The organism is Streptomyces sp. NBC_01233, assembly GCF_035989305.1.
In the GTDB taxonomy this organism is placed as follows: Bacteria; Actinomycetota; Actinomycetes; order Streptomycetales; family Streptomycetaceae; genus Streptomyces.
Genome location: NZ_CP108514.1, coordinates 7,595,395 through 7,621,720 on the forward strand (window position 1 = coordinate 7,595,395; position 26,326 = coordinate 7,621,720).

23 protein-coding genes and 4 pseudogenes are annotated in these 26,326 nt (G+C 71.3%); 12 read left to right on the top strand and 15 right to left on the bottom strand.

The window, feature by feature from the left end:
- The first annotated feature begins 22 nt into the window (after positions 1-22).
- The 3 genes from OG332_RS35480 (at position 23) to OG332_RS35490 (ending at position 4,112) form a co-directional block, all read left to right on the top strand.
- The gene (locus OG332_RS35480; protein ID WP_327417297.1) at positions 23-322 is read left to right on the top strand and encodes a trypco2 family protein; all 300 of its coding nucleotides are present in this window, start codon (positions 23-25) and stop codon (positions 320-322) included.
- Entirely contained in the window at positions 319-3,108 is a 2,790-nt protein-coding gene (locus OG332_RS35485; RefSeq protein WP_327417298.1) for a trypsin-like peptidase domain-containing protein, read from the top strand. Before OG332_RS35480 ends, OG332_RS35485 begins: the two co-directional genes overlap by 4 nt.
- A gap of 80 nt (positions 3,109-3,188) precedes the next feature.
- Complete coding sequence (locus OG332_RS35490; protein WP_327417299.1) at positions 3,189-4,112, top strand: DUF6801 domain-containing protein; 924 nt, start codon at positions 3,189-3,191, stop codon at positions 4,110-4,112.
- A gap of 18 nt (positions 4,113-4,130) precedes the next feature.
- Here OG332_RS35490 and OG332_RS35495 read toward each other — a convergent pair whose 3' ends face one another.
- Positions 4,131-4,319, bottom strand: a complete 189-nt coding sequence (locus tag OG332_RS35495; protein ID WP_327417300.1) for a hypothetical protein — start codon at positions 4,317-4,319, stop codon at positions 4,131-4,133.
- A 113-nt stretch (positions 4,320-4,432) separates the two neighbouring features.
- The gene (locus tag OG332_RS35500) at positions 4,433-5,458 is read right to left on the bottom strand and encodes a hypothetical protein (RefSeq protein ID WP_327417301.1); all 1,026 of its coding nucleotides are present in this window, start codon (positions 5,456-5,458) and stop codon (positions 4,433-4,435) included.
- A gap of 212 nt (positions 5,459-5,670) precedes the next feature.
- Here OG332_RS35500 and OG332_RS35505 point away from each other — a divergent pair, with 212 nt between their 5' ends.
- The 4 genes from OG332_RS35505 to OG332_RS35520 all read left to right on the top strand — a co-directional run bounded on the left by OG332_RS35505 (position 5,671) and on the right by OG332_RS35520 (position 9,858).
- Positions 5,671-5,868 (top strand): hypothetical protein, encoded by a 198-nt coding sequence (locus OG332_RS35505; protein WP_327417302.1) that lies wholly within the window; start codon positions 5,671-5,673, stop codon positions 5,866-5,868.
- A 109-nt stretch (positions 5,869-5,977) separates the two neighbouring features.
- Positions 5,978-8,845, top strand: a complete 2,868-nt coding sequence (gene lanL, locus OG332_RS35510; protein ID WP_327417303.1) for a class IV lanthionine synthetase LanL — start codon at positions 5,978-5,980, stop codon at positions 8,843-8,845.
- 88 nt (positions 8,846-8,933) lie between these two features.
- Entirely contained in the window at positions 8,934-9,059 is a 126-nt protein-coding gene (locus OG332_RS35515; protein WP_250744215.1) for an ALQxL family class IV lanthipeptide, read from the top strand.
- Between the two features lie 295 nt (positions 9,060-9,354).
- Positions 9,355-9,858: a hypothetical protein gene (locus tag OG332_RS35520; RefSeq protein ID WP_327417304.1), complete on the top strand. Its 504-nt coding sequence runs from the start codon at positions 9,355-9,357 to the stop codon at positions 9,856-9,858.
- Positions 9,859-9,907: 49 nt separating this feature from the next.
- On the opposite strand, the pseudogene OG332_RS35525 reads toward OG332_RS35520, so the two are convergent.
- Positions 9,908-10,306: pseudogene (locus tag OG332_RS35525) on the bottom strand (serine hydrolase); the annotation flags it as partial.
- 578 nt (positions 10,307-10,884) lie between these two features.
- On the opposite strand from OG332_RS35525, the pseudogene OG332_RS35530 reads away from it, so the two are divergent.
- Positions 10,885-11,340: pseudogene (locus OG332_RS35530) on the top strand (family 43 glycosylhydrolase); the annotation flags it as partial.
- Positions 11,341-11,342: 2 nt separating this feature from the next.
- Positions 11,343-12,326 carry a family 43 glycosylhydrolase gene (locus OG332_RS35535; protein ID WP_327417305.1) on the top strand — a complete coding sequence of 328 codons (984 nt, stop codon included), beginning with the start codon at positions 11,343-11,345 and terminating at the stop codon, positions 12,324-12,326.
- Between the two features lie 51 nt (positions 12,327-12,377).
- On the opposite strand, the gene OG332_RS35540 is transcribed toward OG332_RS35535, so the two are convergent.
- Positions 12,378-13,433: an RICIN domain-containing protein gene (locus tag OG332_RS35540; RefSeq protein WP_442816257.1), complete on the bottom strand. Its 1,056-nt coding sequence runs from the start codon at positions 13,431-13,433 to the stop codon at positions 12,378-12,380.
- A gap of 203 nt (positions 13,434-13,636) precedes the next feature.
- Here OG332_RS35540 and OG332_RS35545 point away from each other — a divergent pair, with 203 nt between their 5' ends.
- Together OG332_RS35545 and OG332_RS35550 are read left to right on the top strand one after the other, a co-directional pair.
- Positions 13,637-14,272, top strand: a complete 636-nt coding sequence (locus tag OG332_RS35545) for a hypothetical protein (protein WP_327417307.1) — start codon at positions 13,637-13,639, stop codon at positions 14,270-14,272.
- 123 nt (positions 14,273-14,395) lie between these two features.
- Positions 14,396-14,893, top strand: coding sequence for an RICIN domain-containing protein (locus OG332_RS35550; protein WP_327417308.1), 498 nt, complete (start codon positions 14,396-14,398; stop codon positions 14,891-14,893).
- A 194-nt stretch (positions 14,894-15,087) separates the two neighbouring features.
- On the opposite strand, the pseudogene OG332_RS35555 reads toward OG332_RS35550, so the two are convergent.
- The 8 genes and pseudogenes from OG332_RS35555 to OG332_RS35590 form a co-directional block, all read right to left on the bottom strand.
- A pseudogene (locus OG332_RS35555) lies at positions 15,088-15,273 on the bottom strand (CorA family divalent cation transporter); the annotation flags it as partial.
- Positions 15,274-15,816: 543 nt separating this feature from the next.
- A complete protein-coding gene (locus OG332_RS35560) occupies positions 15,817-16,602 on the bottom strand; it encodes an enoyl-CoA hydratase/isomerase family protein (protein ID WP_327417309.1) in 786 nt (261 codons plus the stop codon).
- A complete protein-coding gene (locus OG332_RS35565; protein ID WP_327417310.1) occupies positions 16,599-17,846 on the bottom strand; it encodes a cytochrome P450 in 1,248 nt (415 codons plus the stop codon). The genes OG332_RS35560 and OG332_RS35565 overlap by 4 nt, the downstream gene beginning before the upstream one ends.
- Positions 17,847-17,950: 104 nt before the next feature.
- The gene (locus OG332_RS35570; RefSeq protein WP_327417311.1) at positions 17,951-19,327 is read right to left on the bottom strand and encodes a cytochrome P450; all 1,377 of its coding nucleotides are present in this window, start codon (positions 19,325-19,327) and stop codon (positions 17,951-17,953) included.
- Positions 19,328-19,337: 10 nt separating this feature from the next.
- Positions 19,338-19,898, bottom strand: a complete 561-nt coding sequence (locus OG332_RS35575) for a GTP-binding protein (RefSeq protein WP_030237619.1) — start codon at positions 19,896-19,898, stop codon at positions 19,338-19,340.
- 4 nt (positions 19,899-19,902) lie between these two features.
- Complete coding sequence (locus tag OG332_RS35580) at positions 19,903-20,298, bottom strand: DUF742 domain-containing protein (RefSeq protein WP_327417312.1); 396 nt, start codon at positions 20,296-20,298, stop codon at positions 19,903-19,905.
- The gene (locus OG332_RS35585) at positions 20,291-21,133 is read right to left on the bottom strand and encodes a roadblock/LC7 domain-containing protein (protein ID WP_327417313.1); all 843 of its coding nucleotides are present in this window, start codon (positions 21,131-21,133) and stop codon (positions 20,291-20,293) included. The genes OG332_RS35580 and OG332_RS35585 overlap by 8 nt, the downstream gene beginning before the upstream one ends.
- A complete protein-coding gene (locus tag OG332_RS35590; RefSeq protein WP_327417314.1) occupies positions 21,130-22,377 on the bottom strand; it encodes an ATP-binding protein in 1,248 nt (415 codons plus the stop codon). Before OG332_RS35590 ends, OG332_RS35585 begins: the two co-directional genes overlap by 4 nt.
- 934 nt (positions 22,378-23,311) lie before the next feature.
- Here OG332_RS35590 and OG332_RS35595 point away from each other — a divergent pair.
- The gene (locus tag OG332_RS35595) at positions 23,312-23,584 is read left to right on the top strand and encodes a hypothetical protein (RefSeq protein ID WP_327417315.1); all 273 of its coding nucleotides are present in this window, start codon (positions 23,312-23,314) and stop codon (positions 23,582-23,584) included.
- A 360-nt stretch (positions 23,585-23,944) separates the two neighbouring features.
- Here the strand turns inward: OG332_RS35595 and OG332_RS35600 are convergent.
- The 3 genes and pseudogenes from OG332_RS35600 to OG332_RS35610 form a co-directional block, all read right to left on the bottom strand.
- Positions 23,945-24,136: pseudogene (locus OG332_RS35600) on the bottom strand (CorA family divalent cation transporter); the annotation flags it as partial.
- A gap of 372 nt (positions 24,137-24,508) precedes the next feature.
- Positions 24,509-25,360, bottom strand: coding sequence for an ABC transporter ATP-binding protein (locus OG332_RS35605; protein ID WP_327417316.1), 852 nt, complete (start codon positions 25,358-25,360; stop codon positions 24,509-24,511).
- Positions 25,327-26,322, bottom strand: coding sequence for an ABC transporter ATP-binding protein (locus OG332_RS35610; protein WP_327419477.1), 996 nt, complete (start codon positions 26,320-26,322; stop codon positions 25,327-25,329). The genes OG332_RS35605 and OG332_RS35610 overlap by 34 nt, the downstream gene beginning before the upstream one ends.
- Between the last annotated feature and the right edge of the window lie 4 nt (positions 26,323-26,326).

Here is a 26,326-nt window from a genome sequence, read left to right on the forward strand (position 1 = left end):
CAGGGAGCGCAAGGGGCACGGCGTGATCGAGTTGACGAGCGTGATCAGGGATCTACGGGAGGAGCTGGGCCGGGCGATCGCCGCGGCGGAGGGCGAGGCGCTGCGCTTCGAGCTGGGACCGATCGAGCTGGAGCTGTCGGTCGCGCTGGAGCGGTCCGGGCAGGCGGGGGCGAAAGTGCGGTTCTGGGTGGTGGAGTCCGGCGCGGAGGCGGCGGTGGGCACCGTGTCGGCCCAGCGCATCTCACTGGCGCTGCAGCCGGCCTTGGCGGGGACGGACAAACCGCCGTTCATCTCCGGCCGCGCCGACGCAGACGAGCAGTGAGCGCCGCCGTGGGCGGGGCGACGGAGCCGGCCGGGCTCGACCGGCGGCGGGCGGTCCAGCTCGTCACCACGTGCGGCGCGGGCGCCGGAGGCCGCGGGTCGGGTTACCAGGTGGCCGGGAACCTGGTGCTCACGGCCGCGCACGTGGTGTGCGGCGCGGCGACCGTACAGGTGCGTTTTCTCACCGAGGACGGCGGTACGCGGGAGGTGCAGGGCAAGCCGTTCTGGGTGGACTCCGACTCGGACGTCGCGCTGATCGCCCTCGCGGACGCGGCCGCCGGCCCGGGGGCGGGCAGCCCGGCGGGCGCTGCGGTTCCGCCGGTTCGGTTCGCCCGTGTCTCGAAGCCGGTGGAGTGCGAAGCACTGGGATTCCCGAGGTTCAGACTGCGGGCCAAGGCCGCGTCGCCGGACGGCGGCGCGGCCGTGAGGTATCGGGATTCCCATCATGCACGCGGTGAGACCACCCCGTTGTCGAACCAGCGTGAGGGCAGTCTGGAGATCACCCTGAAGTCCTCCCCGGAGCACGATCCCGAGCGGGGCCGTTCACCTTGGGAGGGTATGTCGGGGGCCCCGGTGTGGAGCGGCGGGTACGTGATCGGGGTGATCACCAGGCACTACCGCTCCGACGGGCTCGGCACGCTCGCGGCGAGCCCGGTGGAGCGCTGGTACCGGCGGGCGAGTCCGCAGGAGATCGACGAACTGAGCTCGTTGATCGGGTTGCCGGCGCATCCCGGCCGACTGGAGGAGCTTCCCCGGGCGGCGCCGCTCCCCGGTGCGCCGGAGCTGCGGGAGGCGGCCGGGCTGCTCGCCTCCAGGGTGGCCGGACAGTGGCGGAAGGAGGAGCGGCGGCGGCACGTGCACGACCCGTTCCCGCTCCCCGTGCGCTTCCGGAATGCCGACGCGTGCCTGCTCGATCACTGGGCCAAGATCTGCGACGCACCACCCGGGGCGGATCCGGCGCCGCTCGAACTGGCCGGCCGCATCGACCGGATCGTGGAGGTCTACCGGTCCATCCCGTCCCGCCGGCTGGTGGTGCTCGGCGGGGCCGGGGCGGGCAAGACGATCCTGACCCTGCGCTTCGTCCTCGACTGGCTGGGCGCCCGTACGCCGGACGAGCCCGTACCGGTGATCTTCAGCCTGGGATCATGGGACCCGACCACCGTCTCCCTGCGCGACTGGATGTGCCACCAGCTGGTACGCGACCACGGCCTCGCCGTTCCCGCCGCACACGGAGGGACTCTGGCCGGCGCGCTGGTCGACACCGGCTGGATCCTGCCCGTCATGGACGGGTTCGACGAGATCGCCGGCGGCCTGCGGCGCGCAGCGCTCAAAGAGCTCGACCGCACCACCACCCCGCTGCTCCTCACCAGCCGGCCCGGGGAGTACGCCGAGGCCGTGGCGGCCCGCCCGTTCCCGAAGGCCGCCGTCGTCGAGCTGGACGACCTGACCGTGGACGACGTCGCCCTCTACCTGCCCCTCACCAGCCGTCCGGGTAAGGACGGCGGTATGCGCAGCACCGTGTGGGAACCCGTACTGGACGAGCTGCGCAGGCAACAGCGCAGCCCGGGCGCGGAGAACCTGGCCAGGGTGCTCGTCACCCCGCTGATGGTCGCCATGGCCCGTGCCGTCTACGGCGACGCCCGCGGGTCCGACCCCGTACGGCTCCTGGACACCGCCGCGTTCGCCTCCCCGGAGGCCCTGCAGAGACATCTCCTGGCGGCGTTCACCCCGGCCGCGTACGAACCCTCGCCAACCGACGGCGGCAGCCGTCGGCGGCGGCAGGACTGGAACCCCGACCGTGCGCAGCAGTGGCTCGGCTACCTTGCCGTGCACCTGGACCGACTGGGCAGGGCGGGCACGGGCGTCCCGGCTCGTGACCTCGCCTGGTGGCAGCTGGGCACCACGATGAGCCGTCGCTCGCGCATGCTCGTGATCGGATTCCTGGCCGCACTGGCCCTCGGGGTGACGACGGCCGTCGGGAACGTTCCCGTGGACTTGGTCGCGACATCGTTCGGACTCAGGTTCGCGGTCGTGCGGGGGCTCGTGGTCGGGTTCCTGCACGCGCTGGTGAACGGACTGTTCTTCGGGCTCGTGTACGGATTCGTGTCGAAGGGTGCGGCAGAGCCGTCGCGCGTACGCATCCAGGTCTTCGGCAGGACCGGGCACGGGCGTACGGGGGTCCTCCCCAGGTTCCGGCTGGGGCTCGTGTGCGGGGTCCTGGCCGCGCTCGTGCTGTTGTTCCTGGACAGGGTCGTGGTCGAGTCCCTGGGGCTCGGGGACGGCCTGGACGGCGGGCTCGTGGGGGGCCTCGTGTTCGTGCCCATGCTCGGGCTCGGAGTCGGGTCGGTGTTCGGGCTCATGGCCTGGCTGGAAGTTCCCGTCGACATCAGATCGGGTGTCAGTTCCTCGGAGCTGCTCGGCCAAGACCGCAGGAACGTGCTCTTCCATTTGCTGGTCTGGGCGCTCGTGTTCGGGACGGGAGCCGGATGCGCCAACGCATTCACGGCCGGGCCCGTGTGGGGACTCCTGCTGGGGCTCGCCTTCGGGATCGAAGCTGCCTTCGCGGGCGGACTCGCGTACGGACTCGCTTTCACCGCTTGGGGCCAGTGGGTGGCCCTCGCGCGCATCTGGCTGCCGCTCACGGGGCGGTTGCCCTGGCGGCTGGTCGCTTTCCTCGACGACGCGTGCGAGCGGGACGTACTGCGCCAGGCCGGCGCGGTCTATCAGTTCCGGCACGCTCAACTCCAGGACCACCTGGCCCGGCCGGGCCAGGTGGTCGGCCGGTGACGGGCCGGACCGGCCGTGACCGGCACACCACTGCACTGCGTATGCGTCCGAGAGATCACAACACCCTGACGGGGGCCAGCATGAGGACCGGCAAGCACACCCAGAACCCTCCGGTGCCACGCAGCCCGCTTCGACTGGCGACGGTTGCAGCGGTTGCGGGCGGGGTCCTGGGACTCGCAGGAACCGGACCCGCCGCCGCGGACCCGGTGTCGCTCACGCTGCGGTACACGTGCTCGACCGGGTTGATCGGGAATCTGCCGGTCACGGTGGGGATCCACTCGGACGTCCCCGAGTCGGCCGAGGTCGGTAAGCCCACCCCGGCCTTTCCCGTCAGCGCTACGGTGCCGGTGCCCGCGGAGGCTGCGAAGGCGCTGGGCGGGCTCGGTGTGACGACCGTCGAGGGCACGGTGGAGGCGCAGGCCCGTGTGGCGGCGCCGGAGGGGGACAGCCGGGTGAGGATGCCGGTCGCGGTGAAGGCCGGCATCCCGGCGGCCGGGTCCTTCCGCATCGAGGCGTCCGGTTCCGCGCCGGTGCTCACCTTCAGGCAGGCGGGCAGCGCGCGGATCACCGTCGGTGACCTCGTCGCGCACCTCACCCTCAAGGACGCGAGGGGCGGCGTCGTCTACCCGGGCGCGATCGACGCGCGGTGCACGCCGGATGCCGGGCAGAACAACGTCTTGGCCTCGTTCCGCATCATCGGGGCCGGGGCCGGGGCCGGGGTCGAGACCGGGGCCGAGACCGGGAAGGACACGGGCCGGGCCGCGTCGTCCGGGGCGGCAGGCCCTGCCGGTACGGCAGCCGCTCCCGGCGCACCCGCAGCCGGCCGGACCGCGTCAGGTGCCACCGATTCCACACCGCGGGCAGCGCTCCCCGAGACCGGAGCCCACCCCGACCTGTGGCTGCTCGCCGGTGCGGGCGTGCTGCTGGCTGCCGGTGCGGTCACCCTCGTCGCCGCACGACGAACCCGTGCGGATGACGGCGTCGGCGATGGCGCCGCTCCCTGACCGGGCGACCAGGCTGATTCACGTCCGCAGTGGATCGGCAGGCGCAGGAACCCACGCCGGGCGATCGCCACCCGATACGAAGACGACGAAGACGAAGACGAAGACGACGACGTCGTCGTCTTCGGAGCCGGCCTCGCCGGCAGCGCCGCGGCGAGGCTGCTCGCTCGCCGCGGTGTCCGGCCCTTTCACCGTGCTGCGCGTCGGCACGGCCGATCCTCCCCAGCCGCTCTCCGACGAGGCTCCGTTCTCCCCGGGTTCTCCCCGGCCACGGCTGTCTCCGAAGGTGCGCGGCCGCCGGCCGGGTCTTCCCTGGCCGCGCTCTATTCCGCCGTGGTGAGTCCGGCGCGTTCGGCGAGGGCGCCGCCCTGGAACCGGCTCTCCGCGCCCAGCTCCTCCAGCAGGTCCGCGATGTGGCGGCGGCAGGTGCGCAGGGACATGCCCATCCGCCGGGCGATCACCTCGTCCTTGGCGCCCTCGGCCAGCAGCCCGACCAGCGCCCGGCGCAGGCTCGGGCCGACCTCCTTGTACGCGGCCTCGCTGCTGCCGTGGAACGGGGTCGCGCCGGACCAGTGCTGGTCGAAGACCCGGCACAGGTACGCCACCACGTCCGGGTCCCGGACCAGTACCGCCCCCTCGCCCGGGCCGCCGTCGCCGCGCCGGGGCAGGAAGGCCACCGAGCGGTCGAACACCACGACCCGGTAAGGCAGTTCGGCCGCGGTGCGGTACTCGGCGCCGGCCTCCGTAAGGGTCTCCACGTACCCCTGGGTGGAGAGGCTGGCGCGCGCCGAGTGCTGGTAGAGGGTGCGCATCACGACCCCGCGGCGCAGCATCGCGAGGTCCCGCTCGATGGCGTCCCCGAGGCGGTGCGGGGCCCGGCCGCCGCCCGGCTGGATGCTGAACACCTCCTCCCGGCAGCGGGCCGACTCCTGGGTGAGCATCGCCGAGGCGGCCGCCAGATCGGGCAGGACGTCCACACCCTGCCGGTGGTCGCGTTCGCGTTGGGCGGCGCGGTAGTGGGGCATCAGGGAGCGCAGGTCCTCGCGTACGGACTGGGCGTGCGCGGCGGCCTGCGCGACCCGGGCCTCGAGCGGGCCGACCGCCTCGGCCGCGGCCGCGTCCGGGCTGACCGGTATCAGCTCCTCGGGGCTGTCGGGTGCCGGGCGCAGCAGCCGGAGCGTCAGCAGGGTTCGGCAGGCCCCTTCGACGTCCTCCGGGCTCATGCCGAGGGCTTCGGGCACGTCGGGCGGGCACCTCTTGAGGCTGCCCTGCGACAGGGCGTACGCGAAGACTGCGACGGCCCGGGCGTCCAACCGCGGCAGTTCCATGGAGTTTGTCTGGATGGTCATGATTTCCCCTGCAATGCGGCCGTGCTACTTCCGTGCCATGCAGGCTATTGCCAGCTCGCAAGGCTGGACCAAGGGGGCACACCCATATGAGCCTTGAGTTCCGGCCGGGCCACACCACGCCCCACCAGGCCGATATGTCGACACAGGGCGTGAACCGCCCGACGCGGGCGTTCGCCGCCCGATCCACACTCTCCCCATCCAGGAGCCGTCCCATGTCCCGAGCCCTCCGCTGTCTGCTCCTCCTCGCGGTCCTGCTGGCCGGCGGAGCCTCCGTCGCCGCCGAACCGGAGGCAGGGCCCGGGGCGGCCGCCGGGCGCCACGGGGGTGCGGGGGGCGGGGCGACCGCGGTCCGCGCCGGGGAGATTCTCGACACGAGCTGGGGTGACGACCACATCCGGCCGCCCCTCTAGGGCCGGTTGGTCCCTCCCGTCCGCCTCACCCCCCGGCTCCGAAGTCCGAAGTCCGAAGTCCGGAGTTCGAAGTCCCCGGCCCGAAGCTCGAAATGCGAGGTCGCAGAGCGTGTCATCACTGCCCGAGACTCCGTTACGGTCCCTCACCGGGCCGCGGCGGACGCGCGCCGAGGGTCCCGCGGACCGGGCGCTGCTGCCCGACCTGGTACGCGCCGCCCTCGCGCGGGCCGGGGCCGGACGGCCCGGGGCGGCGGGGGACTGGGCCGTGGAGCCGGGCGAGTTCTGGTGCCACGTACGGCCCGGGGGTGTCGTCCGCCGCACCCAGGGGTGGAAGCTCCACGTCTCGGCGACCCCGCTCTCGGCCCCGCTGGTGCTGGCCCGGGCCGCCGAGGTGCTGACCGCCCACCGGGTGCCGTTCAAGTTCGCGGCGAGCCCCGCGCGGGTCGCCGCCCTGGTCTCGGGGCGCTTCGCCCGGGGAGGCGGCGGCAAGTTCATCACGGTCTACCCGGCGGACGACGCGCAGTTCCGGCTGCTCGCCGAGGAGTTGCACCGGGCCACCGTGGGGCTGCCCGGACCCGCGGTGCTCTCCGACCGGCGATATCTGCCGGACAGTCAGGTCTACTACCGCTACGGGGTGTTCGCGGCGCCCCCCGAGCTCACCTCCGACGGCGCCTTCGCCGCCCGCCTGACCGACCCCGAGGGCCGGCCGGTCCCCGACGAGCGCAACGCCTGGTACAGCCCGCCGTCCTGGGCGGGCGACCCGTTCCCGGGCCGCCCGCTCGCCCCGGCCCGCAGCACGGCCACCGCGAAGCCGGTGCTGCTGCACGAGCGCTACCTCGTGCGCGGCGCGATCCAGCACTCCAGCAAGGGGGGCGTGTTCCGGGCGGAGGACACCGCCACCGGCGCCCAGGTGGTCGTCAAGCAGGCCCGTCCGCATGTGGGCGCGGGACTCGAAGGGCTGGACGTACGGGACCTGCTGCGCCGGGAGGCGGCGCTGCTGGAACGTTTCGGCAAGCGGTTCGCCGACCGCGTTCCCCGGCTCGTCGAGTTGTTCGAGCAGCAGGGCAGCGCCTTCCTGGTCGCCGAGTCGGTGCCCGGGGCGACCCTGCGCCGGACCGTCGCCGAGCGGCTGGTCCGGGAGGGCGCCGCCTGCTCCGGCGAGACCGCGGAATCCCTCGTCCGGCAGCTGCTCGAACTGGTCGGTACCGCCCACGAACTCGGCCTCACCCTGCACGACTTCAACCCCAACAACGTCATGGTCACCCCCGACGGGCGGCTCCGGCTGATCGACCTGGAGATGGCCGCCCGGGAGGGCGAACGCTGGGTGCTCGGCGCCACCCCCGGCTACACCGCCCCCGAACTGCGCGCCGCGGACCCGGTGGCCCCTGCGTTCGGGCCCGGCGTGGACCTCTACGCCCTGGGCGCCACTATCCTGCACACCCTGACCGGCGCCGATCCGCTCTTCGCGGCGGACCGGCCCGCGACGGGGGCCCGCCCGGACGAGGAGCGACTGTCCCGGCTCCTGGAGCTGCTGGCCCGAGACCAGCCGCTCGTACGGCGATTCGGGCCGCTGGTCCGGGGGCTGATGCGGGACGAGCCCGCTGACCGCTGGACCCTGGAACGGGCCCGGGGGGCCCTCACCGGCGGCGCGGCGCCGACGGCACCTGCCGCACGCGCCGGCACTTCGGGGTCTACGGGGCCCACGGGACCGGCGGAGGTGCGCGCACGACTGCTGCACGACGGCATCGCCCACCTGCTGGCCACCATGCGACCGGCGGACCCCGACCGGCTCTGGGCCACGGACTCCTTCGGCGAGACGTGCGACCCGGTGGCCCTCCAGCACGGCTCGGCGGGCGGGGTGAGCGTGCTCGCCAGGGCCCTGCGCCACGCCGACGACCTCGCGGCCGGGTTGCCGTACGGGACCTCCTGCGGGTCGCCGTACGGGCCGCCGGTCACCCCGAACGCCCTGCGTACGGGGCTGCGTACGGCCGCGGTCTGGACGGCGGACCGGCAGGAGGCGCTGCCCGGCAACCTGCCCGGACTCCACTTCGGCCGTTCGGGCACGGCCTGGGCCCTGCTCGACGCCGCCCGGGCGCTGGACGACCCGGCGCTCACCGAACGCGCTGTCGCGCTCGCCCTGGCGCTGCCCGTGGAGTGGCCCAACCCCGATGTCTGCCACGGCGCGGCCGGCGCCGGCCTGACCCAGCTGCACTTCTGGCGCACCACCGGGGACCCGCGCTTCCTCGACCGTGCCGCGCACGCCGCCGAAGGGCTGTTGGCAGCGGCCCGGCGTACGCCCGAGGGCGTCTTCTGGCCGGTGCCCGAGGACTTCGACTCCGGTCTGGCGGGCGCCTGGCACTACGGATTCGCACACGGCGTGGCCGGGGTGGGCACCTTCCTGCTCCTCGCCGGGCAGGTCACGGGCGACGAGCGGCTTCGCGCCGCGGCCGTGGCGGCGGGAACGACCCTCGCCGAGGCCGCCCGCCGCGGACCGGCGGGCACCCTGTGGCCGGTGGACCGGGCCCGGCACCTGTCGGACTCCCCGGACCTGGCCCGGCACTGGTGCAGCGGCTCCTCCGGAGTGGGCACCTTCCTGGTCCGCCTCATGTCGGTCACCGGTACCCGCGACGAGGGCCTGGCCGAGCTGGTGGAGGGCGCGGCCGCCGCCGTCCGGGCGGGCAGGGTGACCGACTCGCCCGCCACCTGCCACGGGCTCGCGGGCAACGCCGAGTTCCTGCTCGACGCCGCCGAGCTGACGGGCGATGCGCGCCACCGCGACGGAGCCGAGCTGCTCGTCGAGCACATGGCGGCCCAGGCGGTCCTGCGCGACGGCCGGCTGCTCGTGCCCGACGAGAACCGCAAGACCGTGCTGGCCGAGTACGCCACCGGTCTGGCCGGGAGCCTCTCACTACTGCTGCGCCTGCGGTACGGCGGCCCGCGAGCCTGGCTGCCCGAGGGCGAATCCGCCCGCCCCTGAGTCTCCGGTGGCCGTCGGCCACCGGCTGCCGGGCCCGCCCGGGTCCGGCGTTCCACCCGCAGTTCCATTCGTACAGAAGGAGACCGCCATGGCGGAGTTCGACATCGATGCCCTCCAGGTCCTGCCCGAGGACCTCCGTACCGAGGACGCCCGTGGCGAAGAGCACGCCGCCGCGCTGATCACGGCCTGCCGCTGGCACACCAGCGGCTGCTGATCGCCGGCTGAACCGGCGGCGACCCCTGCGCCGCCCCCGGGAGGGGACCGGAGCCCTGAGCCGGTCCCCTCCCTCAGGCATGCCCCGCGCGGCCCGGGCGCGGGCACGACCGCGACGTGGAGCCGCTCCGCCCCGACCCGCACCGTCGGCCCTCGCCGCCGACCCGAGGACGGCAACATCACCGGTGCCGCCATCAGGCTCGAGGCGGCCGGCCGGCGGACAGGGGGGCCGGCGGCCGTGGACTCCGTGAACAAGCGGACATGCAAGCCCTGATCGACACATGGGAGAACTGGCCGTGACCGGCATCGAATTCCTCGCCTCGTTCCTCAGGACCGGACGCCTGCACGGGATCGGCATCGGCTCCACCTTCGGTGAGGTCGACCGGGCCTTCCGCCACCGCTTCTTCGATGTCATCGGCGAGGGCGGCCAGTCGGTGCGCCGCGATTACGGGTTCGTCGAGTTCTGCTTCAACCCCGGTGACGCGTGGGTGATGTCCGGCGGGTCGATTGAGCTGCACCGGCTCGCGTCCGGCGACGGCATGGCGACGGAGTGGGCCCGGGCCACGGGGGTCGCGTTCCCCCGCTACATCGCCTGGGAGGACGTGCGGGAGGAACTCGCACGCGTCCCCGGAGCCCCGGAACTCACGGTCACCGACCAGGGCGGCTTCCTCGAATACCGGGCGGCGGCGTCCAACGTCTCCGTGATCGTCGTGGACGACGAGGAGGAGCAGCGGGGCTACCACGCGGGGCACGGGGACGTGTGGAGCGTCAGCCTGCGGGCGCCGGTACGTACGAGGTGACCGCTTGCGGGGCCGCCGCAGTTCGGCGCCCGCGCCGTGCCCGCATCACCAGAACGCCGTCGCGGATGTCCTGGGGGTCGGTGCCGTAGAGGTTCTTCAGGTTGGCGCGCAGGGGCAGGCCCGCGGTGTGGGTCAGGTGGTGGTGGGCTACGGCTCGGGCCAGGGGGTGGCCGACGACCTCGTCCCAGAAAGTGCCCAGAGGGGTGTGGAGGTCGAGTTTGCCCTCTTCGGCGAGCGTGCCGATCGTGGACCAGACGGCGAGGATCTTGGTGAGGCTGGCTACGTCGAAGACGGTGTCCAGCCGCATGGGTTCGTCGGGCCGGTCGGGGTCGGGGAGGCCGACGGCTCCGCTCGCGCGGATGCCGTCGGCGTCCCCGACCGCCCACACCGCGCCGGGGTAGACCTCTTCGCGAACGCCGGTCTGCAGGAGGTCTTCGATTCGGGCGGCGGAGGGCGTCGTCATAGGTCTCCCGATCGTCGTAAGGCCGCGGGTGGTCCGTCGGTCAGGGTAGTGAGGCCGCCGGGGCGGTTCCGGCTCCGCCACGGGCGGAGTCAGGCGAGCCGGTGGGGGACGGCGATTCCGGCTCGCTTCTTCCTCCGACTCTCTGTGGGGACCTGGGTGACGAATTCGGGTGCGGGATTCGGCGCCGGAGTACCGTGCTCGGGGTGACGGATACGACTCGAGAAGATGGTCTGGCGGCAGTGCTGCCCGCTCTGTCCGACGCATTCGGGCTGGGCGCGGTGAGTGATCGGCGGTTCCTTGCCCATGGCCTGATGAACCGGAACTGGCGGCTCGTGACGGCGACAGGGGTGTACGCGCTCAAGGAGATCACCGACGTTCCTCTGTCGAAGGCTCGCAGGAACCTCGCGGTCCTCGTGGACCTGGCTCGGCCACTCCAGCCCGACCATCACCCTCGACCACTACGCCCACTTCATGGCCCGAGGCAGGCGGCAAGGGGGCGAGGGCTTCGCTTGCGCATCCGAAATCGCCAAGCGGCCAACTCCCCGGGCTGCCGCAACCGGTCGATGTTCAGGGCGTTAGTCCATCGAAACGGACGGCGCAGCCTCCTCGCATGCAACTCCTCGAGCTCAAGGAGAAGACAGGTGTTCCCCACAATCGAACGCCGGTTCTGGCGGTCGGTAGCCGTCGCGGCCACCGGAGTGCTCGCCGCAGGCCTCCTCGCTGCACCGCCCGCCGGAGCCGACACGGCGGGGCCGGTGTTGGGCCGGAACTTTCCCGATCCGGATGTCGTGAGGGTGGGCCGCACCTACCACGCCTACGCGACCAACGGTGAGGCGGCGAACATCCAGCACGCCACGTCCACGGACCTGGTCCACTGGTCCCCGGCCGAGACGGACCCCCTGCCCCGCCTCGGGGACTGGGCGGAGCCGACGCGTTCTCTCGTATGGGCGCCGGAGGTATTCGCCAACGGACACGGATTCACCATGCATTACACCGCTCGCGACCGGGCCAGCGGCAAGCAGTGCATCGGCGTCGCCCTGTCGTCCTCACCCGACGGCCCGTTCCTGCCCACCGGCAAGGGACCACTGGTCTGCCCGGCCGAGCAGGGGGCGCCATCGACGCCGCGAGCCATACGGAGGACGGCCGGCGGTACCTGCTCTGGAAGAACGACGGGAACTGCTGCGAGCTGGCCACCCGGATCTACCTGCAGCCGGTCTCCTGGGACGGAACCCGTACGACGGGAGAGCCCGTCGCTTTGATCGGGCAGGACCGCGAATGGGAGGGGAAACTTGTCGAGGCCCCGACCCTCGTGCGGCGTGACGGCCGCTACGTGCTGTTCTACTCGGCCGACTTCTACGGTGACCACCACTACAAGACGAGCTACGCGGTGGCCACTCGGCTGACGGGCCCCTACGTCAAGGCGACGACGCCGCTGATGTCCACCGAGTCCTTCAGCGGCACGGTCCGCGGCCCCGGAGGGCAGGATGTCGTGACCGGTCCGGACGGGCAGGACCGGATCCTCTTCCACGGCTGGAGTCATGACGGCCCCGAGCGACGCTTCCTGTACGCGGCGGACCTCGGCTTCGCGGACGGCCGTCCGGTCGTTCGCGGCAGCAAGGTACTCCATCAGGCGGAGAGCGCACGGGTGCACCGGGCGGTCGTCCGTGATGCGGCAGAGGCCCTCGACGGTCGGGCGGTCGGCGGGATCGACCACCCGGACAGCTTCGTCGAGTTCTCCGTCTTCGCCGCCTCGGCGGGACCGCACACGCTGACGGTCCGGTACGGCAACGGTTCCCGGGACGGCGCCGACGGGCCGGTACCGGCCTCCCACAGCCTCACCGTCAACGGGCAGGCTCCGGCCGACGGACGGGTGGACTATCCGTACACCGGATGGGACAACTGGCAGCAGGCGAGCGTGCCTGTCTCCTTGCGTCGGGGCTGGAACACCGTACGCCTGACCAAGGGCGATTACTACGCGGAACTCGACTCCGTGGAAGTGGCCTGAGGCTGCCTCAGCTGGTGCGGGTGGAGGGTCCGCGGCGGACCCTCCACAGCGTCAGCCCCACTTCTGGTGATTCGAGCCGTCGCAGGGCACGGCCCGCAGCCCTTGGCCGCTGTCGTCCAGACAGGCTCCGGTGGTCCGGCTCTTGATCTCTACCGATGCGTCGGTCAGGGGTGTGACCACCCACTTCTGTGTGGCGGCCTTGCTGCAGGACGCCCCCTGCAGCGCGGAGTCGCCGCTGTCCAAACAGGCGCCGGTGGCGTGGTTGCGCAGTTCGCTGGTGCCGTCGGGATACGGGTGGACCGTCCACCTCTGGTAGCTCATTCCGTTGGGCGCGAAGGAACGCAGGCCCTTGTCGAGGCTGTGGTCCAGACAGTTGCCCGTGACCCGGTTGACGAAGATCCGGCTGTGGTCGTCGAGCTGCGGTCCGGCCTTTCCGACCGCCTTGGGGGACGCCGCCTGCCGACCCGGTGCGCCTTGCCCGGGTGCTGAACCCGACGGCCACGGACCGAACAACGCCAGAGCGCCGCCGCACAACAGGCCGGCGCACGCACCGCCCGCGGCCCACACCCAGCGGTGCGATACCCACCGACCTGCCGTACGCCGCCAACGGCGCCACCGGCCCTCCGTAGCGGCGGACGGGCCCGCGCCCGCGGGCGGTTTCGGCTGGCACCGGTCCGCCGCCTCCCACAGGGCGCGGTACTCAGAGGGGTCCGCGCCCAAGGCCCGGCACAGGTCGTGGACGGTCGACCACGGCGGGACCGTGCTGCCCCGCAAGTAGCGCGACAGCGACGAATCACTGGTCATCACCTCGGATTCCAGTGAACGCAGCGTGCGACCGGATCGCCGCTGCAAAGCCTTCAGCGCACTCCCCAACTGCTGCGCCGCACTGCCGTGTGGTTCGTCGAGGCCTGTCACGTTCGCCCCTTTCCGACGGCCGCACACTGATGCTTCGCAGGCCGCTTCATGTCCCGGGATGGTCATGTCCCAGCAGGTCAGAACCTTAGGGATCCCGACATCGGTGAAGCAAACGGGACAGCCTTGCCCTGGCCGCATCGCCGCCCGCAGACTCCTTCTCGTCCGGCCCCGCAGCCCGTGCAAGCGCCGCATCGCGGCCTCGCATCTCCGGCACGGGTGTCACCGAGGACGACCGAACCGTCCCTCCCCCCCCCAGACTCCAGGGCTTCGCAGCCTTCACCGCCACGGCCCGTATCGGCTCCCGTGTCGGCCTGGAGTCCTGACGCCCTTGCCCGGCCGCGTGGACCGGCGCCTCCATCCGCCACAAGCGAGAACACAGAAACAGGAGAATCCACATGTCCAAGAAGACCACCCGCCGTTGGGGTGTGGCAGCGTTGACAGCGGTCCTGTGCGCCGGGTCCGTCGCCCTGACTGCGCCGTCCGCGCCCGCGGCTCCTTCCGTATCCGCGGCGTCCGCGGCGTGGGCGACCGCCGAGGTGGGCGGTGCCCTCGCGCCCTGGGCCGATCAGGCCGGATCGGCCCCTGCGGTCCAGGCGGCTCCCCGTATCACCCGCGCCCAGGTGCTGGCACGGGCGAAGACCTGGCTGACCGCGAACAACGGCCGCCCCGTCCCCTACAGCCAGAACAAGCGGTGGAAGGACGGATACCGGCAGGACTGCTCCGGTTACGTCTCGATGGCGCTGGGGCTCTCGAAGCCCGGCCCCAACACCGTCTCGCTGAAGAACGACGGGTTCACGCGCCGGATCTCAATGAAGGACCTGGCCCCCGGCGACCTGGTCATCAAGGCCAACAGCAACAACCCCGACAACCGCCACGTGGTCATCTTCGACGGCTGGGCCAACAACGCCCACACCGTCTACAAGTCCTACGAGCAGGCGGGCGGGGTCGGTACCCGCTGGAAGCAGCACTCCTACGGGGTGAACGGCCGTGACGGCTACCACGCCTACCGGCCCGTCAACATCGTGGGCTGATCCGTCCATCCGTCCATCCGTCCATCCGTCCGTCCGTCCATCCGTCCGTTCGCACGGGGCGGGGCGGTGCCCCGCCCCGCGCAGCCATCCGTAGTACCCCCTCCCCATCGACCGAGGAGAGTCATGAACACCGTTTCGACGACAACGAAGAGGCTCCGGGCAACCGTCGCGTGCGTGCTGCTCGCCGCGGGCCTGGCTACGGCCAGCGCCACCCACGAGGCCGACGCGGCCCCGACGAGCGCGCTCGACAGCGTCCAGAGCTTCCGCAACGATGCGACGTCGGCCTGCCTGGACGACAGCGAGCACGGGATCCGGACGTACACCTGCCTGGGCAACGACCACCAGAAGTGGAACGTCCACCGGTGGGCCGACGGCACCCGTGAACTGCGGAACATCAAGACGGGCAGGTGCTTGACCGACAGCCCCGGGGGCAAGGTCACGCCCTATCCGTGCGACAAGGCCAAGGACCAGAGCTGGATCGTGCACCGCTACCCCGACGGGGCTGTCGAGTTGAAGAACCAGCAGACCGGCCTGTGCCTGGACGACAGCCCGGCCCACCACCTCCGTACCTTCCCGTGCGGGACCCACAGCCAGAAGAGCCCGTACCAGACCTGGCGCTGAGCGGGTAGGCGGCAGCGATCCTGGCAGCGGGGGCGCCGCTGGCCAGGCCAGGCCAGGCCGTACGCCGGCCTTGCGGCGGCCAGGATCGTATCCGTCTGGACACGCGGCTGGCATGGAAGCGCCACCCGCGGGGCTGGAGCGGCCTCTCGAATGCGTCGGCAATCGGAAATCCGGTCGGCCTGGTGGGCCCTGGCCTACAGCCAGTCGCGCTTCTTGAAGATGACGTACAGGCTGACGCAGACCACCGCCATCAGGAGGACGGCGAACGGGTAGCCGGCTGCCCAGTGGAGTTCCGGCATGACCTCGAAGTTCATGCCGTAGATCGTGCCGACCAGGGTGGGGGCGAAGAGGGTGGCGGCCCACGAGGAGATCTTCTTGAAGTCGTCACCCTCACACCGCTGACCTGCGGAAAGCGCCCGGAGAGGCACGCCGACCTGCGGCGATCCGCCTTTCCGGCCCTTTCGCCGTGCTGCCCGTTTGTACGGCTGATCCTCCCCAGCCGCGCCCCAACGAGGCTTCGTTCTCCCCAGATCCTCCCCAGTCGCGGTCGCTTGCGCACGGCTCCCCGAAGACCTCGCTGGTACAGAGATCAGCGGAGGCGGAGACGGCGCAGTGCCATGACGGTGCCATCGGGCAGACCAGGCCCGGGCCCGCCGCTGTCACTACACACGGCGAACCCGCCTCTCACCCGGGATAGTTCCGGCAGAATCCCCACGCTCAAGCCGTTGGCCAGGACATACACCGAGGTCCAGCTGGAGTACCGGCCGCTGGGGCTGCGGGCCCGGCGCGAGGTGTCCGATCCGATCGCGAGTGGTCAGGCACCTCGCCGCGCGGACCGTGCCCGTCGTACGGGCCAGGCGCCCGGCCGTCCCCTGTCTCGGCGGCCCGTGGCGGGCCGGGCGCCCGCATCCGCCTGGGAGGGGTCAGCCCCTTGCTTGCTGGTGGAGAGCAGCTGCCAGGAGATGGGAGTCGAGCACGGAGACGTCTGCCGTCCTGTCCGCCCGTGCGTAGCTGGCCAGCATCCGTTTGGTCAGGACGAGTGCTTCGGGCGAGCGTCGGACGAGGGGCCTGGTCCAGGAGTCGATCACCTTGTCCAGCTGGTCGAGCGGGGCGGTCCGGTGAAGCAGACCGATACGGTGGGCGGTGTCGGCGTCGAAGACGTCGCAGGTGAGCATGAGCTCGCGAATCCTGGAGGCGCCGGCCTCGGAGACCAGGCGTCCCATCGCCCCGCCCCACGCCGGCGGTAGCCCGATGCCGACCTCCGGCATGCGAAAGCGGCTGGTGTCGGCACCGGCGCGCAGATCGCAGAAGGCGGCGAGGGCCAGGCCCGCGCCGATGACCCGCCCGTGTAGCCGGGCGATGGTGACCGCGTGGGTGTTCTCCAGGGCCTGGCACAGGCGGTGCGCCTTGTCGGCGATGCGCCGCAGGCCCGCCCCCGACGGATCGTCGGCCAGCGCCTCCCGGTACTCGTCGCGGTCGGCACCCAGGCAGAAGTCCGGACCCAGCGACGACAGCGTCAGGATCCGGACGTCGGGTCTCTCGTGGAGGTCGTCGAGCAGGGCGATGAGGTCGTCGAGGACCGCGGTGTCCAGCGTGTCGTCCTGCCCCCAGGGGTTGAGGCGGACGTGCAGGACGGGGCCGTCCTGCTCGGCACGGATCGCCTTGGGCGCGGTCCGGGTGCGCACGGGGGAGGGGGTCCATTCGGTCATGCGAGTGCCACGTCCAGGTTGAGGAGGCGCCGGAACGCCACACGCGGCGCCATCGACGGGGGGCGTACGAGAGTGAGACGGGGAAGGCGCCGGATCAGCCGGCGGAGCAGGGTCTGGGCTTCGAGGCGGGCCAGTGGCGCGCCGAGGCAGTAGTGGATGCCGCCGCTGAAGGCGAGGTGGCCGGGCACGCGTGCGGGGTCGAACCGGTCCGGGTCGCCGTGCCTGGCCGGGTCCCGGTGCGCCGCGGCGACCATGAGGTGGACCATCTCGTCGCGGCGGATCTCGAAGCCTCCCAGCACGGTGTCCTCCGGGGCGACCCGGCTGATCACGTGGGTGGGCGGGTCGTGGCGAAGCGTTTCTTCAGCGAACCCGGGTACGAGGTCCGGGTTGTCCGCGACCATGTCCCAGCGCTCGGGGCTCTCGACGAGCCGCAACGTCATCGTCGAGAGGAGGGTCGCTGTGGTCTCCAGGGCGGCCAGCAGGACGAACAGCACCAGGAAGTAGACCGCCTCGTCGGCCTTGTCCCGGTCGGGTTCGATCGCGTCCCACGTCCGGATCCATCCGGTGACGGGGTCGTTCCCGGGGTGGGAGCGCCGGTCGCGCACCAGCTCCATGAAATAGGCCCGGAGTTCGGCGGTGGCCGTGTCGGACAGGGCCAGCTGGCTGGCCGACGGCAGCAGCTCCTGGGTGAAGACCTGATCGTGCGTCAACTGGCGGAGCGTGGACCAGTCGGCCCGCGGCAGCCCGAGCCAGTCACCTATGGTGGCGACCGGCAGCTCCTCGCAGACGAGCTCCGAGAAGTCCGCCTCGCCGGTGTGTATTCGCTCGGTGAAGGCGTCGAGGAGCCGATCCGCGGTCCGTTCCACATTGTGGCCGATGCGCTCGACGGTGGACCGGTCGAACGTGCCCGCCGCCCGGCGCACCCTGGTGTGGTCGGGGGCGTTGAGCGCGGCGAGGGTATTGCTCATCTCGCGCGAGGAAGGCGCGTTCCAGCGCGTCCCGGGCCCCTGGCGCTCCCGCCATTCCCGGTCGGGCTCCAGCCATTGACGACTGCGCAGGACCTGGTCGCAGGCGGCGAAGCCGGTCACGGCGAAGCCGCCCCAGGGGGCGGGGACCACCTCACCCCGCGCGAGGAGCTCGGCGTATATCGGGAAGGGGTCGGCCTGCCCTCTTGCCGTTCGCAGACGGGAGAAGAGGGAGGCGGACGCCCGGCGGTCGTACGACGGAGTTGTGGTAACCCCCATGACGGCGGCTCCTTTCTGAGAACCAGCCGCCATGCCTACCCACATGATCGTTAGAGCATCCACTACCACTGAGTACGCAGGAGGTTACTAGAATCACACTCGGCTCACTCGCCCCTGGTCCAGGCCAGGAAGCGGCTGAACAGGCCGCCCTTGGGCTGTGGCGCGGCACCAGTGCTCGTGCGCGAGGGGCCGGCGGCGGGCGAGGAGACCGCCGCCTGCTGCTGCGAGGCCTGGCCCGCGTTCGATCCGGCCGGCTTGGACGCCTGGGGGGCGGCCTTCGGGGTGAAGCGGATCGGGAGGGTGACCAGGGTGCGGCTCCACGGGCTCGGAGCCCAGGTGAGCGCCTTGAACGGGACGCGCATCTCCACGTCGAGGAGCTGGTTGAGCAGCGTCTCCACGGCCGTCACGGTGATCATGAAAGCCGGGTCCTTGGCGGGACAGGCGTGCGGGCCCGCCCCGAACGCCAGGTGCGCCTTGGCGCTGAGCTGTTCGCGGTGTTCGGTCAGCTTCGGGTCCGTGTTGGCCGCGGCGAACGAGATGAGGACCGGGTCGTTGGCCCGGACCACCCTGTCGCCGAGCTCGACGTCGTGCGTCGGGTAGTGGGCCGCGTAGTTGGCGATCGGCGCGTAGTTCCAGAGGGTCTGGGAGACCGCGTCCTCGACCGGGAGGCCGACCTGCCAGTCCTCCCCGAGGTACAGGGCGCTGCTGGTGCCGATGGCCGCGGCCAGCGGCGCGGTGCCGCCGGAGAGCAGGGTGACGAGCTGGTGCAGGACCTCCTCGTCGCTCAGCTGGGCCGGGTGCTCCATCAGACGCGTCGTCAGGTCGTCCTTCGGACGGCGCCGCTTGAGGGCGATCAGCTCCGTGAGCGCCCCGCCGAGCACCTCGTCGGCCCCGGGGGTCCCCTCGAAGATGCCGCTGATCCCGGCGATCACGCGGTCGCCGATCTCGGGCGGGCAGCCGAACAGTTCACTGAAGACCAGCAGGGGCAGCGGCTGGGCGTATTCGGCCATCAGCTCCGCCTGGCCGCGGATGTCGGTACTGAACTGGCTGATCAGGTAGTTGGCGGACTGCTGCGTCTGCCGGATGAGCTGGTGCTCGTTGACGGTCGCGAGACTGTCGGTCACCGCCCCGCGCAGCCGGGCGTGCGCCGCGCCGTCGCTGAAGAGGGCGTTGGGGCGGTAGCCCATCATGGGCAGGGCCGGGCTGCCGGCCGGGACGCGCCCTTCGTTGAGGGCGTTCCAGCGGCGGGAGTCGCGCACGAAGGAGGCGGGGTTCTGCAGGACGTACAGGGCGGCGTCGTAGCTGGTGACGAGCTCGGCCTGGACGTCGGGGGCGATGTCCACGGGCGCACTGGGTCCGTAGTGGCGCAGCTGCGCGTAGTGGCTGTCGGGGTCGGCTCCGAACGAGGGACCGTACATCTGGACGTTCCCGTGCGCGGGGCAGCCGGGGGGTATCTCCATCGGTTCACGTGGCTGTTGCATTCCTGCGCTCCTAGCCGAGTTGGGACATGAGGTGTTTCACGAGGGTGATGAGGGCCTGCGCCGAGGAGTTCTCATCCCGTACGTCGCACTCCACGACAGGGGTCTCGTCGGTGAGGTTCAGCGCTTCGCGCACCTCGTCGAGTGGGTAGTGCGTGGTGCCCTCGAAGTGGTTCACGGCGATGGCGTACGTCAGGCCGAAGCGCTCGACGAGGTCCAGGACGGGGAAGGACTCGTGCAGCCGCTCCGGATCGACCAGGACGAGTGCGCCCAGGGCGCCCCGGGAGAGCTCCTCCCACATCTCCTTGAAACGTTCCTGGCCGGGCGTACCGAAGAGGTAGAGCACCAGGGTGTCGCTGAGGGTCAGCCGGCCGAAGTCCATGGCGACGGTGGTGGTCGTCTTGTCGGGCGTGCCCGACAGGTCATCGAAGCCCACGCTGGCCTCGGTGATCTCTTCCTCGGTCCGCAGGGGCTCGATCTCGGAGAGGCTGCCGATGCAGGTGGTCTTGCCGACCCCGAAGTGCCCCACAATGAGGATCTTCACCGCGTGGGAGACATCTGGATCCAGGTACACGCGTTTACGCTCCGAATCGATTCTTCAGGCCTTCGAGCACGGCACTGACCAGTTCTCTGTCGACACGTTCGGCGCGCGGTATCGGTGTCCTCGCGAGGATGAGGCCGTCTTCCTCCAGCTGCGCCAGCAGGATGCGGACGACGCCCAAGGGCAGGTGCGTGTGCCCCGCCACCTCGGCCACGGACAGGAATCCGTCCGCGACCAGGTCCATGACCCGCCCCGCTTCCGGCGACAGCGTGCGTGCCGCGACCTGTCCGTTCTCCGCCCCTGTCGCCGTCACGAGCGTCGTGTGCTCGTACTCGTGGTCCGGGGGCAGCGCTCGTCCGTTCGTGATCACGAAGAGGGGGACTAACGGAGACGTCAGTTCCAGCTCTTCGTCCTGTCCGGACCCCTCAGGCATGTCCTGTCCCCTTCGCCGGTGTCGCCGTCGCGGTCAGTCTGGGAACCACCGAGTGCAGCCGGGTGGTGAACTCCTCAATGTCACAGGCCTGTTCGGCGGCGGCCGCCAGGAAGGCGTCGGGGCCGGCGGCCAGCAGGAAGATCCAGCCGTGCTGGAACTCGATGACCGTCTGACGCCATTCCGCGTCCTCGGCGACCCCCGCGAACTGGGAGGTGACCCGGCTGTAGGCGTGGATGCCCGTCATGGCCGCGGAGATGGTGTCCGCCAGATCGCGGCTCATTCCGGTGGTCGCCCCGCGGGGAAGGCCGTCCGACCCCAGCAGCACCGCGTGCCGGGCGCCCTTGACCTCGGACACCGCCCGGTCGAGCTCGCCGAGGACGAACTTCGCGTCACCGGGGCTCTGCTGCCGGGGCGCGTTCCCCCGCGCCCCTCCGGCGTCCTCGTGGCCCACCCGCGGCGGCGAGGTGAGGTTGTTGCCCAGCCGGGCCACGAGGCGGTGCATGCGGAAGGAGATCTGCTGCATGTCCACATCAGGCGCGGCCGCGGCGGCGAGGTACGAGCCCTGCCCCGCCCCGATCAGGAAGTTCCAGCCGTGCGAGAACTCGATGATGGTCTGGTTCCACTGCCGGTCCTTCTCCGGTCCGGCGAAGTGGGCCGTCGCCCGGCTGAGCGACTGCATTCCGGCCATGGCGGCGGAGATGGTGCGCACATCGTTCTCGGCCAGGCCTGCCGTCGCACCGCGAGGGAGGCCGTCCGCGGACAGCAGGACGGCGTGACGTGCCCGGGGCACGTTGTCCACGATGTCCTCTAGCATCCACGACAGGTCTGCGGTCATGCGTCTTCGGGCCCTTCGAACGAGGTGGCGTCAAGGTTGCGGCCGGAGAGCGTGCCGCGTTGGAAGGCCCCCAGGCTGCGCCCGGAAGCGCGGCCCGTCTCTTCCGGGCTCCGTGGCGCCGCCCAGCTGGTGTCGGGGCGGGGGTCGGGATCGGGGACGCTGGCGATGGGCGCCTGGCGCGCGCCGCGCTTGGGCAGACCGTGCATCGTGCGCGACGGGGCGCTCTGCGGCGTGCTCTGGGGCGCACTGTGGGGCGCACCGTGGGGCGCACTGTGGGGCCGATTCTCGGAGGTGCGCCGGATGTTGCTGACCGGAGCCTCCTGGACGGGCGGTATCTCCTCCATGGTCCACAGCTCCTCGGGCAAGAGGACGACGGCCCTGACGCCGCCGTACCGGGAGACTCCGGTGACGTCCACCTTGAAGCCGTGCTGACGTGCGATCAGTCCGATGACCGGGAGGCCGAACTTGGGCTGGGTGCCGAGCTGCGACAGGCGGGGAGTGATTTCCCCGGAGAGCAGCGCGGTCGCCCGCTGCCGGTCCTCGTCGTTCATGCTGACGCCGGCGTCGTCGATGACGATGCACAGGTTGTTCTGGACGCGCTGGAACGTCACCTCGATCGGCGCGTCGTGCTGCGAGAAGCTGGCGGCGTTGTCGAGGAGTTCCGCCACGGCGAGCGCCACGGGCGCGACCGCGGACGCCTTGAGGGCGAGACCGGTCTGCTGCATGATCGCGACCCGGTGGAAGTTGCGGATCTGACCCTGGGCGCTGCGCACCACGTCGTAGACGCTGGCGGGCCGGTTGCGCCGGCCGAGCGGCGCACCGCACATGACGGCGATGCCCTGGGCCTTGCGCGCCATCTGGGCGTTGGCGTGGTTGACGTCCAACAGGTCGCTGAGGACGGCATGTCCGCCGTACTTGCGCTGGATGGCGTCCAGCAGCGTCGTCTGCTCGGCGGCGAGGCTCTGCAGGAGACTGGCGGCGCCCTTGAGGACGGACTTGGTGTTCTCCTCCGCCGCTTCCTTGGCCTCGCGGAGCGTGGCGTCCTGCTCGTTCCGGAAGGCCTGCAGCTCGGCGCGTGACGAGTGCAGGTGGCTGTCCGCCGCGAGCAGCTGGTGCCTCAGTTCGGCCTCGGTGTGCTCCTTCTTCGCCTCCAGCGCTCTGTTGCGGGCGACGAGTGCCACGACCGCGACGACGGATATCGCCGCCACCGCAACCAAGCACCACACAAGTGCGTCTCGATTCATGGAAACCTTTCCCGGCGCATGACATGCGGACGGCTGCAGATACACCTCGCGAGGCCCCGCAGCACAGCTGATCAGCACGGTTCACCTGCTGTTATGCGGAGAACGTGACGCCGATCACAATCGGTATCTGCGTAAAAACGGATCAAAATCACAGATGCCGGGATGCTATCACCGGATCTTCGCTCCCTCGGACGCCTGCCATGGGGCCGCATCCGCTCAACCCGGCCGTCACAGCAGCAGGTTGACATGGGCCTTTCGACCCCGCATCTGCCATCGGTCACCCCTTTCTCCGTTGATCCGTCAAACAGTTCTTCACGAGAGGAGCGGCAATCCCTCACATCAATCCGAGAGGCCGTCAATCGAACCTTGGGCGGGCTTCATCGGCAGGTGGCGGCGGCGTGGCCGCGGCGCCCAGTTCATTGGTGCCGGGCGAGTGTTGGGCTTTGCACCAATGGGGAGGAGCCGCTCGGCCGCATCAGCCCAGGCGGGTTCGAACAAGGCTCGATCGGGTCAGGTGGCCTGAATCCGGTCGCATAGTTCCCGGATATAACGGGGCGAAATCCACGCGCGGGGTCATTCGAATCCCTGTGGGGTCGGGATGTGCATTCTCCCCGGATTCTTCCCAGCCAATCCGGCCTCCGAAGCCTAATCGTCGCCGGTCAGGGCGCGGTCCAGGCGTCGGGGCGGGCTACGCAATGTGTCGGTGTGCGGCGGGTGCCACGCCCCTCCCGGATGCCGGCGGTCCCGGCACGGCCGCCTGTTCATGGGCTGCCGGCAACGGTGGCGTGGGTGTAGTCGTCCCAGCGGGGGAGGCCGTGGTGGGTGGCGCGGGTGTGGATGCGGTCGGGTGACCTGGCGGACGTATGAGGCGTGCATCGAGCGGTTGTTGCCGTAGGAGGCGGCGAGGCGCTGGTGGAGGCGGGGTGGGAGATGGGTGGCGGACTGGGTGAGGAACCCAGTGGCGGGCGCCGGGGCTGATGCGCATGACGTCGGGGTAAAGAGTGACGGCTCCGGCGTCGGCGTAGGCGTCGACGACGGCGTCGAGCGCCTGGGGCTGGTCGCCGGCATGCGAGATGACGGGGGCGATGAGTACGCCTGCGGGCACACCGGCGGCGCGGAGAGCTGCGATCGTCTCCAGGCCGCCGCGCGGGGGCGCGGTGTGGGGTTCGAAGGCGCGCCAGACGCGTTCGTCGAGGGAGCCGGGTGAGGTCTTGACCAGGACGCGGGCGGCGCGGGCGGCTTCGGCCTGGCTGGCCTTGGGCCCCGCTGAGCGCAGCGGCTGTTCTCACTGTCCGTGATGTGGCCCGGCGCCGTCAGGTTTGGTAGACGCCGCCTATCGGTAACCCGCGTTGCTCCGGCGTGCGGCCGACAGGCTCGTGAGGCCAGTCGATTCTCCCCACCGCTCGTTGGATGCCAAAAAGCCCAGGTCAGGGGCTCGTAAAGGGCAGGACGAGGAGATTGTCCGCATTACTTCTCTCCAGGGACTCCCCAGAGTCCCAAATGGGCGGTTTGTGCGGGAGGCGCGGGCGTAAATCGTGCGTGCTGGGTGAAAGGGGTGAGCCTCCACTTAGAGCCAGTCCCGACGCTTGAAAATTACGTACAAACTTACGCAAACCATCCCCATCAAGCCAACCGCGAAGGGGTATCCGAAGCTCCAACCCAGTTCCGGCATGGAATCGAAGTTCATGCCGTAGATGGTGCCAACGAGCGTGGGCGCAAAGAGAATTGCTGCCCAGGCAGAGATCTTCTTGAAGTCGTCGCCCGCAGGCTGCTGACCTGCGGAAATCGACGGTATAGGGGGTCCGGCCTGTGGCGATCCAACTTTCCGTCCCTTTCGCCTTGCTGCCCGCTCATGCAGCCGATTCCCCCCAGCTGTTCCCCAGCGGGGTCTCGTTCCCCCCAGATTCCCCCCAGCAGAGGCTGGCTTTGATGGAGGATTGCGGCTGACCGGGACCGTGCTCCGGGCGACGTGAAGGGCTACGCGGCGCAGGGACCGGGAGCAGCATGACCTGACGATCGCGGACGTCGCTGCTCATCTCCGCATCCAGGTTGACTGAGGAGGCTGTGGTGTCTCTGGCCGAAGGGTCTCAGCGACCTGTTGCCGATGCCGTCGACGGCGGTCCGGTGCCGGTCAGCCGAGCGTTCGGGGCTCCGACACCGAGGCGGCCGGATCCCAGCCGCGCCGGGGTACGGAGTCGAGCAGCAGGCGCGTGTACGGGTGTTGCGGTGCGTCCAGTACGTGGCCGGTCGGGCCCGATTCCACGACCCTCCCCGACTTGAGCACCAGCACCTCGTCCGCGATGTGCCGGACCACTGCCAGATCGTGGGTGACGAAGAGATAGCCGATGCCCGCCTCGCGGCGGATCGTGGAGAGCAGTTCGAGGATCTGCGCCTGGATGGAGACGTCGAGCGCCGCGACCGCCTCGTCGAGGACGAGGACGCTGGGCTCCACCGCGAGGGCGCGCGCGATGGCCACACGCTGGCGCTGCCCGCCGGAGAGGCGCCGAGGCAGTGCCGAACCCTCGCGCTCGCCGAGGCCGACCTGCTCCAGGAGCTCGGCGACCCGGGCCCCGCGGGCGGTGGTGTCCAGCTGGGTGTGGAGCCGTAGGACCTCGTCCACGCATCCGGCCGCCGTGACCCGCGGGTCCAGCGAAAGGTACGGGTCCTGGAAGACCATCTGGATCTCCCGGGCCCGGGAGAGGCGTTCGGCTCGGGTGCGGACCCGCGCCGAACGGTCCCGGCCGCCGAGGCGTACCGTGCCGGCGTCCGGGCGCTCCAGGCCGACGAGCATGCGGACCGTCGTGGTTTTGCCGCTGCCGGACTCCCCGACGAGGGCGAGGGAGGTTCCCGGTGCCAGGGTGAACGACACGTCGTCGACGGCTGCGTGGTTCCCGTACCGCTTGCACAGCCCCTCGACGACGAGTCCCTGCGTCGCGACGGTTCCGACGGTCACAGCGTGATCCCTTCGTCGGCGCGGTGGCATGCGGCGAGCCCGTCGCCGTACCGCGCAAGTGCGGGTGTTTCCTCGGAGCAGCGCGGCAGCGCGTGGGCGCAGCGCGCGGCGAAGGCGCAGCCGGGCGGCGCCTCGGAGAGCGAGACGGGGCGGCCGGGGATCGGCCGGGGGGCCGGTGAGCCCCGTTCGATGCGTGGGGTGCAGGCGAGCAGCCCCGCCGTGTACGGATGGCGCGGCCGGTCGAAGAGATCGTCCGTGCCCCGCGTCTCGACGATCCGACCCGCGTACATCACGTACACGCGGTCGCAGATGGCGGAGGCCAGTTCCAGGTCGTGGGTGACGAAGAGGAGGCCCGTGCCGCGCTCGGCCCGTAGCCGGGTGAGAATCGCGATGATCTCCGCCTGGGTCGTGACGTCCAGGGCCGTGGTCGGCTCGTCGGCCACGAGCAGGGCGGGTTCGGCCGCGAGCGCCGCGGCGATGACCACCCGCTGGAGCATGCCGCCGGAGAACTCGTGCGGACGGCGGCGCAGTGCGCCCCGCGGGTCCCGGATGCCGACCGCGTCGAGGAGTTCCTCGGCCCGGGCGGTGGCCTCGGCGGCGGGGGTTCCGGCGGCGCGCAGTCCCTCGGTGAGGAAGTCGCCCACCCGGCGCAGGGGGTTGACGGAGGCCCGCGGGTCCTGGAAGACCATCGCAACCTGCCGAGCCCGCAGCGCGGTCCGCTCGGTGCGGTTCATGGCGAGCACGTCCCGGCCGGCGACCCGGACCTGTCCGCTGGTGCGGGCGCCGGCGGGCAGCAGCCCGAGAACGCTGCGGCAGGCCACCGACTTGCCGGAGCCGGACTCGCCGACCAGGCCGACCGTCTCGCCGGGCAGTACCCGCAGGCTGACCCCGTCCAGGATCGGCCGGGCCGCCTTGTCGTCCGGCAGGCGGATGCCGAGCCCGTCGATCTCCAGGACGGGCGGACCGCCGGCCGGTGTCTTCTCCTCGGTCATGGTG